The organism is Prevotella conceptionensis 9403948, assembly GCF_000312305.1.
In the GTDB taxonomy this organism is placed as follows: Bacteria; Bacteroidota; Bacteroidia; order Bacteroidales; family Bacteroidaceae; genus Prevotella; species Prevotella conceptionensis.
Window position 1 is genome coordinate 504,252 of sequence record NZ_HE999443.1, and the last position, 11,640, is coordinate 515,891.

Annotated in this window: 9 protein-coding genes and 2 pseudogenes; 3 read left to right on the forward strand and 8 right to left on the reverse strand. The window is 49.3% G+C overall.

Going from position 1 to position 11,640, the window contains the following annotated elements:
- Window positions 1-1,057: sialidase family protein (locus BN93_RS01815; protein ID WP_019186650.1), on the forward strand; the 1,057-nt coding region annotated here is incomplete at its 5' end.
- A gap of 93 nt (window positions 1,058-1,150) precedes the next feature.
- Here the strand turns inward: BN93_RS01815 and BN93_RS01820 are convergent.
- The 8 genes and pseudogenes from BN93_RS01820 to BN93_RS19040 form a co-directional block, all read right to left on the reverse strand.
- Window positions 1,151-1,672, reverse strand: a complete 522-nt coding sequence (locus BN93_RS01820; protein ID WP_019186651.1) for a GNAT family N-acetyltransferase — start codon at window positions 1,670-1,672, stop codon at window positions 1,151-1,153.
- Window positions 1,673-1,746: 74 nt separating this feature from the next.
- The gene (locus tag BN93_RS01825; RefSeq protein ID WP_019186652.1) at window positions 1,747-1,914 is read right to left on the reverse strand and encodes a capsular polysaccharide biosynthesis protein; all 168 of its coding nucleotides are present in this window, start codon (window positions 1,912-1,914) and stop codon (window positions 1,747-1,749) included.
- Window positions 1,915-2,249: 335 nt separating this feature from the next.
- Window positions 2,250-2,390 carry a hypothetical protein gene (locus BN93_RS17290; RefSeq protein ID WP_157462595.1) on the reverse strand — a complete coding sequence of 47 codons (141 nt, stop codon included), beginning with the start codon at window positions 2,388-2,390 and terminating at the stop codon, window positions 2,250-2,252.
- 945 nt (window positions 2,391-3,335) lie between these two features.
- Complete coding sequence (locus BN93_RS01830; RefSeq protein ID WP_019186656.1) at window positions 3,336-4,427, reverse strand: ABC transporter permease; 1,092 nt, start codon at window positions 4,425-4,427, stop codon at window positions 3,336-3,338.
- Between the two features lie 217 nt (window positions 4,428-4,644).
- Window positions 4,645-5,748 carry an ABC transporter permease gene (locus BN93_RS01835; RefSeq protein ID WP_019186657.1) on the reverse strand — a complete coding sequence of 368 codons (1,104 nt, stop codon included), beginning with the start codon at window positions 5,746-5,748 and terminating at the stop codon, window positions 4,645-4,647.
- Window positions 5,745-7,205 (reverse strand): ATP-binding cassette domain-containing protein, encoded by a 1,461-nt coding sequence (locus tag BN93_RS01840; protein ID WP_019186658.1) that lies wholly within the window; start codon window positions 7,203-7,205, stop codon window positions 5,745-5,747. Before BN93_RS01840 ends, BN93_RS01835 begins: the two co-directional genes overlap by 4 nt.
- Window positions 7,202-8,095: an HlyD family secretion protein gene (locus tag BN93_RS01845; protein WP_019186659.1), complete on the reverse strand. Its 894-nt coding sequence runs from the start codon at window positions 8,093-8,095 to the stop codon at window positions 7,202-7,204. The genes BN93_RS01840 and BN93_RS01845 overlap by 4 nt, the downstream gene beginning before the upstream one ends.
- A 245-nt stretch (window positions 8,096-8,340) precedes the next feature.
- Window positions 8,341-9,647, reverse strand: a pseudogene (locus BN93_RS19040) (TolC family protein).
- Between the two features lie 162 nt (window positions 9,648-9,809).
- On the opposite strand from BN93_RS19040, the gene BN93_RS01855 reads away from it, so the two are divergent.
- Entirely contained in the window at window positions 9,810-10,709 is a 900-nt protein-coding gene (locus BN93_RS01855) for a helix-turn-helix domain-containing protein (protein WP_044259557.1), read from the forward strand.
- Between the two features lie 444 nt (window positions 10,710-11,153).
- A pseudogene (eno, locus tag BN93_RS01860) lies at window positions 11,154-11,640 on the forward strand (phosphopyruvate hydratase); the annotation flags it as partial.

Sequence of the window (11,640 nt, forward strand, 5' to 3'; positions counted from 1 at the left end):
GCATGCTGGCGACGATGGCGTGGCCGCCTATCGCATCCCCGGACTGGTTACTACCAATCGCGGAACATTGCTCGGCGTGTACGATGTGCGCCATAACAACAGCGTGGACTTGCAAGAATATGTAGATGTAGGGCTTAGCCGCAGTACAGATGGCGGTCGTTCGTGGGAGCCAATGCGCCTCCCCATGGCCTTTGGCGAGACTGGCGGACTGCCCAAAGCACAAAACGGCGTGGGCGACCCCAGTATTCTGGTAGACACAAAGACCAACACCGTGTGGATTGTTGCGGCTTGGACGCACGGCATGGGCAACGAAAGAGCGTGGTGGAGTTCGCAACCAGGCATGGATTACAACCACACGGCACAATTGGTTCTGGTGCGAAGCGACGACGATGGCCAAACATGGTCGGAACCGATAAACATCACTTCGCAGGTGAAACAGCCCGAATGGTATTTCCTTTTGCAAGGCCCTGGCCGCGGCATCACCATGACCGACGGCACATTGGTGTTCCCCATACAGTTTATTAAGGCCAATCGCGAACCTTCGGCAGGTATTATGTACAGCAAAGACCGTGGAAAAACATGGCACATCAACAAGCCTGCACGCGACAACACCACAGAGGCGCAAGTGGCCGAAGTGGAGAAAGGTGTGCTGATGTTGAACATGCGCGATAACCGCGGAGGAAGTCGTGCCGTGTGTACAACGCGCGACCTAGGTGCCACTTGGACCGAGCATCCCTCTTCGCGCAGTGCCCTTATCGAGCCCGTTTGCATGGGTAGCCTTATCAGCGTTAAGGCTAAGGACAATGCCTTGAAACGCGACATCTTGCTTTTCTCTAATCCCAACTCTACCAAGCACCGCAACAACATCACCATTAAGATGAGTCTTGATGGCGGAAAAACGTGGTTGCCCGAACATCAGGTGTTGCTCGACGAGGGTTTTGGTTGGGGTTATTCGTGCCTAACGATGATAGACAAGGAAACCATTGGCATTCTCTACGAAAGTAGCGTGGCCCAGATGACCTTCCAACGCATTCCGTTGAAAGACTTGATGAAGTAACACGCGTGTGCTTTTGCAAGGTTAAAAAACATCGGCCGAGAACAGCGAATGTGGTTCTCGGCCGTATTTTTGTGCTGTATGCGTGTTGGTATGTTATTCCTTAGCGGGCAATATCCGCTTATACATTCTAACAGTAAGTGGCAAGTCTCCATCCCTTTCCATGTTTTCATTTCGTGTTTTTCCTACCTCGCTAAGTCTAAATCCGCATTTGTTGTAAAACTCAATGGAGTTTTGTTCCCTGCTGTTTAAAGCTTCCACCGCAAGGAATAGGGTTGAAGAGAGTTTGTCGTTCCTTGCGTATTCTTCAATCTTGGCTATGATGGTGCTTCCTATTCTTTTTCCTTGTTTTTCTTCGGCAACAGCAAGATAGTCTATTTCTATTGCAGCGTATTTTTCTTGAATCCAAAAGTGTTCTTCATCGAAATGGGGAAAGAAATCGGTCTTTTGGCGCATCTCTATCATGTGTTTGTCTTCGCTGTTTAGTGTTAGTGCGTCTTTACTAAGGGCAAAGAAGGCTATAACCTTTTCTTTTTCGTACACCAACCACAGATGCGATAGCCCCAGTTCTATGTGTTTTTGCAGGCCTTTATGTTTATTGCGGATAAAATCATCCATCTGTTTTATGCCGCATTTAAAATTTAAAAGGGCTGAAATATCCTCAGCCCTTTCAAAACGTATTTTGTTCTTTTTTAGAGTTCCCATTTTACCTCATATTTCTCCAACGCTTTTTTTAGACGTTCTTGAACTGCCTTCTCCTCTTCATTAAGTTGTCCCTTGGCAACACGAACAACGGCATCGCGAATTTCATCCGCAATGTCTCCCTCAATAGGGGGGCGGTGCGACTTAATACCTAACATGTTAGTAATCTCTTTGTTTGTTACTCTGCAAAGTTAGCTGTTTTTGTTTATAGTGCAAAACAAAAGCGGGAAAAAGGCGTTCATGTTGACTTCTTTCAGTGAAGTTGTCTTGACTTTTAATGGTTCTATAAATTGGGTGGAGTTTATTTTCTTTGTGTGGTAAAACCAAGATAAGCATTCTGCTCATGCACAAAGTACTAGACGAGGATACGATAAAAACCTGAAATATTGCCCCAAATTGTCTGTGGCAAATCGTGTTTGTGTTTCAGGAGGCGACTTGGCGGAAGTTGTTCCATGCGTTCTCCACAAGCAGAAAGCCGCTTGTCGACGGCCTATTACGTCTGCGTTTCCATGATGTCGTCTTGGTTGGCCGTGAGCAACATGCCCCACAGCCGCTCGTGTTGGCTGTTGTAAACGTACGTTCTTTCGGTGTCGTTGCCCACTTGCGCGTGCATGCAATATAATTTTTTTGTCATATTTTCAGCACTAAATTTAACATTATGAGTGCCTTTTTTCCCACCAATCGTTCACTTGGCCGCAAAAAATCGATTCTCGCGAAGGTTTGTTTTGATGCAAAAAGAGGTTAGCATGTGAATGCAGCGAAATGAATATTTATTTAAAGAAGTCGCCATTTGCACCAACTTTTGGGCTATTTATAGCAAAATATAGTGCAATATGCCGCTAAACGCAGTGCATTTTGGTGCTAAACGCAGTGCGTTTTGGTGCTAAATGCAGTGCGTTTTGGTGCAAAATGCAAGGTAAAATGGTGCAAAACGCAGTGCAAAATGCAGCTAAACACAAGGTAAAAAGCATAAATATCCACTGCAAATGTATCAACAAAACCTTTAAGAACCATGAAATACATGGCTAGAAAGGGTAAAATGGTCGTTAAAAAGTGGGGTTTGGGGGTCTAAAAGTGGGTTTTTAGGTTGCAAAAATCATGGGTTGACAACCAATCTAGAAAGGCTAAATGGTACAAAATGCAGGTAGTTTTCTTAAAATTGAACATATTGTAAAGCGTGAAAGGCCAGAAATAGGGGCGATTTACCTACATTATGGCCTACATTTTCGCTAGAACGGAGCGAAAATTAGAGTGGTATTGTAAAATAAAAGATAATGATTTAAGATTTGAGTTGATGAGTTTGTGAGTTTTCCAGTTTGTAAGTTGATGTGTTTGGGAATTGTTGGTCTTTCGTGAGTTTATAAGCCGCGGTGGTTTGGTTTGTTCTGCACTTCGTGTTTGAGAACGGTGTTTGTCTTGTGTTGGCATCACAGAGAGAACAAACGCCTTTTAATGTATAGAAACATTAAAAGTCAAGACGACTTCAATATAAATTCTTGTTGGGCAGTCTGGTTTGGCTAGTTCGTCTAGTTGCGCTAGTTCATCTAGCCTTCTAGAAAATCTAATTCTCCCAGTTAATCTAGCTGTTCTTCTTATAACTCCAAACTGCCCATACGCTCATGATGGTGGCCATTGCGGCGAGGATGGCGAGTTGGGTAGTTAGTCCGCTTAGTGCCGTACCGCGAATAAACACCGAACGAGCAGCATCGATATAGTGGCGCACTGGCACAATCCATGTAAGCGTTTGTGCCCAATTGGGCATGCTGCGCACAGGCGTGAACAAACCACTGAGCAACATCATACAAGTCATGATGAACCACATTACGAGCATGGCTTGCTGCATGGTGTCGCTGTAATTGCTGACGATAAGTCCGATGCTGCTGAATATTATGGCTAGCAGCACCATAAATAGGTAGAGCAAGGCCACGTTGCCCACGGGCGTGATGCCATAAATGCCCCAGGCGAGCAACAAACAAAGGGTATAGATTACCAAGCCAAAGACCCAATAGGGTATGAGCTTGGCCAAAATAAACTGCGTTTTGCCCACGGGCGTTACGTTTATCTGCTCGATGGTGCCCGCCTCTTTCTCGCCTACGATGTTAAGCGCAGGCAAAAAGCCGCAAACCATAATCATCACCATAGCCATAAGTGCCGGTATCATGTTCACCTTGTAGCTCTCGTGGCGGTTGTATAGGGTGCTTGCGGTTATGGTTTGCTGACGGGGCGAGGGTAGGGGGCGACTGTTCAGGCTTGTGCTTGTAATGATGTTGGCTAGGTATACGCTGCCCAAGCCGCCCTTGGTGCCGTTTGTGGCGTTGGCGGCAACAAACACTTGCGGACTTTTTCCCAGCGTTAGTTCTCGCTCAAAGTGCTGCGGAATAACCAATACCACGTCTGTCTGTCCCCTCTCCACGCTTGCCAAGGCCTCTTTATACGATGAGGCCATGCCGTTGAAGTGGAAATAGGTGGAGTGTTCTACTTTACCGACGAGTTGCCGCGATAGCGTTGAGCGGTCGTTATCTACGATGCTCACCGTTATGTTACGCACTTCCATCGTGGTAATCCATGGTGCAATGACCATGATAAAGATGGGATAGACCACCACAAGTCGGATAACAAAGGCGTTGCGACGTATCTGTATCCATTCTTTTTGTAGGAGAGATTTGAACATAGTTAAGGAATTAACGGCCTCACCCCCGGCCCCTCTCCAAGGGGAGAGGGGAGTGAAATGCCTTGTTGGTGGATTGTATATTGTATAAGTTGGCCTTGTGCTTGCCCCGCATATTACACTCCTTTCACCTCGCTTTATAAGGAAAGGAGGTGTGTAGGCCTTGAAGTTGCCTTACATATTACTCCCCTCTCCCCTTGGAGAGGGGTCGGGGGTGAGGCTACTCAAGCCTAATATTAAACTTCTTCAATGCTATACCAAGTATCAACGCTGCCATTGCAGCGAGTATGAACAGTTCTTTTGCCACCATATCTAGCCCCACGCCCATAATCATTAGCTTGCGAATGGCGGCGATGAACCATCGTGTGGGAATGATACATGTTAGCCATTGCAGTACTTGTGGCATGCTTTCGATGGGATATATCATGCCCGATAGCAGGATGCTGGGCATCAACATCACCATACCCGATATGAGCAGGGCTTGCAATTGGGTGCTGGCCAACACGCTGATGAGCAGACCTATGCACAAGGCTAGGAAGATGTAGAGCAGGCAGAGGGCGAAAATGGCGGACAGGTTGCCTGAGAGCGGTACGCCCAAAACGAAATGTGAGATGCCTAAGATGATGCACAAGATGGCAATAGACAACAGAAAATAGGGCACGGCCTTAGCTATGAGCATGAGCAAAGGGCGCGCTGGCGAGACGAGAAGCACCTCCATCGTGCCACGTTCTTTTTCGCGAGCGATGCTTACCGAGGTCATCATGGCGCAGATAAGCAAGAGCAACATGCCTATGATGCCTGGAACAAAGTTGTAGGAACTTTTCATTTGCGGGTTGTATAGCAGTCGGGTGGTCACCATTGGCGTGCTGCCGATGCTTACTTGGCTACCCTGTTGCAGGGCTTGGACAATGATTTGCGAGGCGTAGGCGGCTTGCAAACTCGACATGTTGGGGTCGGTGCCATCGGTGATAAGCTGTATGCGCGCGCCGCCATCGTAGCGATGGTCGGCAAAACGTGGCGAGAAGGCCACGGCAAGGTCGGCTTTTTGGTTGCGAATAAGCTGTTTGGCCTTCTCAACAGTGGGTGCGTTGTAGGTGTAAACGAAGTATTCGGAAACGTCGAGCCGCTCTACAATCTGCTGCGCAGCATTGTCCCACGGCGTGGTTACAACCACTAGGCGCACGTTTCGCACGTCGGTAGAGATGGCAAAGCCAAAGAGCAACATCATTACTAGCGGCATGCCGAAGAGTATGAGCATGGTGCGGCGGTCGCGTAGGATGTGCCGCACCTCCTTGTTGACGAATGAAAAGAAGGTCTTCATCATTCACTCCTTTCTGCATTGCGGGCAAGGAGGGTGAACACCTCGCCCAAATTGTCTTTCGCGTATTGGCGTTTCAGCTGTTCGGGCGTGTCTAATGCGCGTATCTTTCCATCCACCATGATAGACAAACGGTCGCAATATTCGGCCTCGTCCATGTAGTGTGTGGTTACGAATACGGTGATACCGCCCTGTGCTGCCTCGTAAATCAGCTCCCAAAACTGGCGTCGGGTGTTGCCGTCTACGCCGCCCGTGGGTTCGTCTAAGAACACAACTTCGGGCCGATGCAATATGCTTACCGAGAAAGCCAGCTTTTGTTTAAAGCCCAAGGGGAGGGTCTTTACTAGTCGGTTGGCCTCGTTTTGCAAGGTCAGTCGGTTGAGCAACTGTTCTGTTTTGCGTTTGATGTCGGCCGAACTCATGCCGTAGATGCCGCCAAAAAGGCGGATGTTCTCTGTAACGGTGAGGTCTTCGTAGAGCGAGAAACGCTGACTCATGTAGCCGATGCGCCGTTTGATGGCCTCGTGTTGCGTGCTAACGTCTAGTCCGGCCACGGTAGCCTTGCCGCCCGAAGGCTGACTAAGGCCCGAAAGAATGCGCATGGCAGTGGTTTTACCTGCACCATTGGCACCGAGAAAGCCGAATATTTCGCCCCTGCGAACATCGAACGAAATGTCGTCTACGGCATTAAACGTACCGAAGGTCTTTACCAAATGGCTCACGTGGATAATGGTTTCGGCCTGGCTCAGGTTGCGTGTGGCGTTGTCGGTGGGTGACGTTGGCGTTGACTCGCACACCTTATTAATATATAAGGTGTGTGTGGGTGGCGTGTGGAGAGATTGTGGCAGGGGTGGCGTGGTTATCTCGTCGCACCGTTTTATCTCCTCTTGGTAGGGCGTAGAAACAAGGATGGTGATGCCTTGTTGTTTCAAACGGGCAAGCATATCCCAAAACTCGGTGCGCGAAACAGGGTCGACACCTGTGGTTGGCTCGTCTAATAGCAGCACGCTGGGTTGGTGAATAAGTGCGCAACTAAGGGCCAGTTTCTGCTTCATACCGCCTGATAGCGCACCAGCGCGCCGCCGTTTAAAGGGTTCTATCTGTCCGTATATGTCCTTAACGTTATGATAACCGGCCTCAATGGTTGTGCCGAAGAGGGTGGCGAAGAAGCGTAGGTTCTCTTCAACGGTAAGGTCTTGGTACAAACTGAACCGCCCCGGCATGTAGCCCACGCGCTGCCGAATGTGTTTTAGTCCGCTCACCACGTCGAAACCATCTACCGATGCCGTGCCGCTGTCGGGCAAAACCAAGGTGGCAAGGATGCGAAACATCGAGGTTTTGCCTGTTCCGTCGGGGCCGATAAGTCCGTGCAGCGACCCTTTGGCCACGCTAAACGAGAAATCCTTCAAGGCTTGTACCTCGCCGTAGCTTTTGCAGATGTTGTTTACTTCGATGGCGTTCATAACTTCATTTCTCCATACATGCCAATCTTGATGTAGCCATTGTTCTTCACGCTGACCTTTACAGCGTACACTTGGTCGGCCCTTTCGTCGTCGGTAAGAATGCTTTTGGGTGTAAATTCGGCCTTTGGCGAAATCCATGTAACAGTACCTTCGTAGGTGTGTCGGGTGTCGTCGCCATAGTCGGCGAACACCTTTACGCGCTGTCCCACGCGCACTTTGGCCAGTTGGATTGAAGTGATGTAGGCGCGGAGGGTCATGTTACGGGTGTCGGCCACTTTGAAAAGCGGTCGGCCGATGGCTGTAAATTCGCCTTGTTCGGCGTATTTCTCCAATACCGTACCCGTTATTGGCGACTTGATGTGGCACTTTTCCAATTGGTTCATCACCTCGTAGCGTTGAATGTCGGCACCGATCATCTGGCTGTTAAGGCTACGCGTGCTGTTTTGCAGCAGCGACAGTTGCCCCTGCAATTGCTTTTGCAGCACGGCCACAGCATTTTGGGCGTCGTCTAGTTGCTTGCTGGTGGCAGCGCCATCTTTAAGTAAGGCCTCTGTTCGACGTTGTTCAACAAGGGCCTTATTGATTTGTTGTTTGGTGACGGCAATCTGCGCTTGGATGTCGGGACGTTGGTTGGCAAAGACTTCGCGTGTGGCTCCCACCTGCCTAGCCTTTAATTGTAGCTGCACGGTATCGATGAGTCCAACTTGCTGTCCTGCCGTCAGTGTTGAGCCTTCGCTGATGTCGAAGGCCATCAGTCGCCCTGTTCCTTCGGCCGAAACCGTAACTTCGGTCGCCTCGAAGATGCCCGTTGCATCGTATTCTTTTTCGTTTCCGCCACAGGCTACTATTAATAGTGCGAGTGCGGCGATGGTTATTGATGGATGTTTCATATTAATTTTGTTGTTTTCAGGCCTCCCAATCCCCCTAACTGGCCTCACCCCCAGCCCCTCTCCAAGGGGAGAGGGGAGTGAAATGCCTTGTTGGAGCGTGGGTGTTATGTCTGTTAGTCCTTGTAATGCCTTACATACTTTATTATTTTCCCTTGTTGTAGCCTTACATATTACTCCCCTCTCCCCTTGGAGAGGGGTTGGGGTGAGGCTTTTTCCCCTTGTAGAGGGGTCGGGGGTGAGGCCGGTTAGGGCGTGGCTTGTTTTGGGATTGTTGGTTCTCCTTTCACGTATTTCAAGTTATATATCCCTTGTAACATCTCCACTTCGTGTGTGGAGCGATTTATTTTCGCGTTGTTTTCGCGGGTTATCTCTTGCAGCAAACGGTCGGTATCGATGATGCCGTGCGCTAGTTTGGCCTCGGCAGCTCGCCTAACGCTCTGTCTAAGCGCAACAATCTCGTTGTCGGCAGCCATCGTTTGGCGCTTGCTTGCAATGGTTTCTTGCTGTTGCACCGTTTCCAACCGATTGTTGAAGAAGAACAATTCGCGGGCATTTTCTATCTCGGCCTGTGCCACCGACAAACGTTGCACGTTGTTGTGATGCGTGTATAGGTTGCCAATGTTCCACGCAAGGCGCACGCCAGCCAAGGCATTGAACGAAGGCGAGCGGCTGTTCATGTCTTTAAACATGTCGAAACCGGGGTAGCCATAATAGGCTTGGCCGAACACACTCAGCGTGGGGAGCAGCGAAGTGCGCAGTGCGCGCTGTTGCGAAGCGATTAAACGCAGGCGTAGGTCTATGGCTTTCAGCTCTGGCCGAACGTCTTCCGCGGTCTGTTCGGTGGTTGCGGGCATCGGTTTTACAATGCTGTCTATGCGCTCAACGTTGCAAAACAAGGCCAACATACGGCAAAGCGCATCGCGCGAGTGTTGCAATTCATTGGCCATTTGCACGGCCGTTAGGCGTTCGGCTTTCACTTGGTCCACGTCGCTTTGCATGGCCACGCCCTGCTTTTGCAGTGCAGCGAGCTTGTTTCGTTGCTTTGCAACAGCGTTTGCAGGTCGCGATTAAGTTGCAAACGTTCGTCAACAAGCAAGATGCCGAAGTAAAGGTCGTTCACTCTTTGGCGCACTTGGTAGAGCGAAACGTCGGTTTGCGCCTCGTCTACCTGCTGTTGTAGCTGTGCCACTTCTTTTTGTGCGCTAATCCTTCCGCCGTCCCACAGCATCTGATTGACGTCCACTCCCACGCGATATTGTTCCTTCGCCAGTCCGCGTGTGCTTTGTCCCAGTGCCGCCATCATGTTAGATAGCTGTTCGGGCAGTTGCGCCACGCGGTTTTGCACCGTGCCTTGCGCCGCAACTTGCACCTGCGGCAGCCATCCTTTCTTGATGTTGGCGATGGTGTAGGCCGTGGATTGGGCGTAGAGTGCGCGCCGCTTGATGAGCGGATAGTTCTGTTGTGCCTGCTGTTGGCAGGCCTCTAACGTGGTTTGCGCAGGGCAAGCGGCGGCACACAACAGTGCGAGGGCTATTAATAATGTATGCTTCATCTTTCCTTTCGTTTACTTCTCTTGATGCAAATTTACGCCGTTTTGCTTACATCCTTGTTATCCTTTACGGCCAATAAATGTTCTTTTAGTAGCTTTTTGCGCTTAATCAGGGTTTTTATGGGTGGTTTTTATTATCTTTGTGGAAATAAGAAAGGACGTGTTATGAACAATCAGACAATCGAAACACTTACCATGCAGGAGATAAGAAGTAGGCTCAGCGTGCATATTTCCGAACCCGACATGCCCATAACTGAAGACGGTTTCACCATGCTTTATAATGGTCGAAACACCTTTGGCTTGGCCGTTGTGGCCCATTGTCCTTATCGCCTGCCTGGTATTCGTATCGGATTATTGAAGAAAGGCGAGATAAAGGCAACGCTTAATCTGCTTGAACGGAGTGCGCAAAGTGGCACATTAGGGTATTTTTGCGATGGTACCATCTTTCAATTCGACCAAATTCCGCTCGAAAGTGAGGTGGAAGGGGTGGTGATTGACCCGTGGCTGATGGACGAATTGTTTCCGCAGGGCGTGCCAACGATGTTTAACGGACAGGTGAAAGACGCGCTTATGCCTGCCAACGACAGGGACATCGCCAAGGTGGAAAATCTTTATGAGAGCCTGATGCTCGTGCTTAGGGACAGACCTTACAACCGACAAGCGGCCTTAGCCATCATTACCGCGCTGTGTTATGTGTACAACGAGTGTTACGTTAGGGCCACAGAGCATCCCGCAGAGAGTCCTTCGCGGCAGCGTGTGGTGTTTGATAGGTTCATCGTCTTGGTGAACGAACATGCCAAAAGCGAACATAACTTGGCCTTTTATGCCGACAAGCTGTGTTTGTCGCAACGCTATCTTAGTAGGGTTGTGTGGCAAGCCAGCGGCGTGTATGCCAAAGAATGGATAGACCGAGCCGTGATTACCGAGGCTAAGGTGATGCTGCGGCATGGTCAACTAACGGTGGCGGCCATATCAGAAGCCTTGAATTTTCCCAATCCCAGCTTCTTTAATAAGTACTTTAAACGGCAAACGGGACAAACACCCTTGGCGTTTAGGAATGGGTGAAAGGGGGTTAAAGGTGAAGAGGTGAAAAGGTGAAAGGGTGAAAAGATGGCTAACGCCCTTTAAAGGTGAAAGAGTGAAAGGACTTATAAAGGTGAAAAGGCGGAAGATGAAAGGGCAGCGTGTTGGTACAATGCTGTTTGTAGTGCCACTACAAGGCGCTTGTAGGCGCACTACAAGCACCTTGTAGCGCCTGTACAAGTCGTTTGTAGTGCCGCTACAAGGTGGCTTGTACTGTCTCCTTGTGGTGCTGTTGTTCGGTGCTTAAAGACAGTTGCCAACGCTTGTTTCACTTCATCTATTTCAGTTAGCCTTTACGCTGCAATAAGTTAAGTTATCTCAACAGAGCGTATTTATTTGTTTTTCATCTGTTTTTCCAGAGATATTTATTAACTTTGCAAGAGTTTAATACGGACATTTTTTTATTTAATTAAATAAGAACAAATTATGGTAATTGAAAAAGTTCATGCGAGAGAAATCCTCGACTCAAGAGGTAACCCTACCGTAGAGGTGGAAGTAACATTGTGCAATGGCGTAGTTGGCCGCGCAAGTGTACCTTCTGGCGCATCAACAGGCGAAAACGAAGCCCTCGAATTGCGCGACGGCGACAAGGGCCGCTACTTGGGTAAGGGTGTTCTCAAAGCCGTAGAGAACGTAAACAACGTTATCGCTCCTGCCCTTAAAGGCATGTCGGTTTGCCAACAACGCAAAATCGACTACAAGATGCTCGAACTAGACGGCACGCCCACAAAGAGCAAGCTGGGTGCCAACGCCATCCTTGGCGTTTCGTTGGCTGTTGCACACACTGCTGCTAAGGCATTTGGTATGCCCCTTTACCGCTACATCGGCGGCACAAACACATACGTTTTGCCCGTTCCGATGATGAACATCATCAATGGTGGCGCACACTCTGACGCCCCCATCGCTTTCCAAG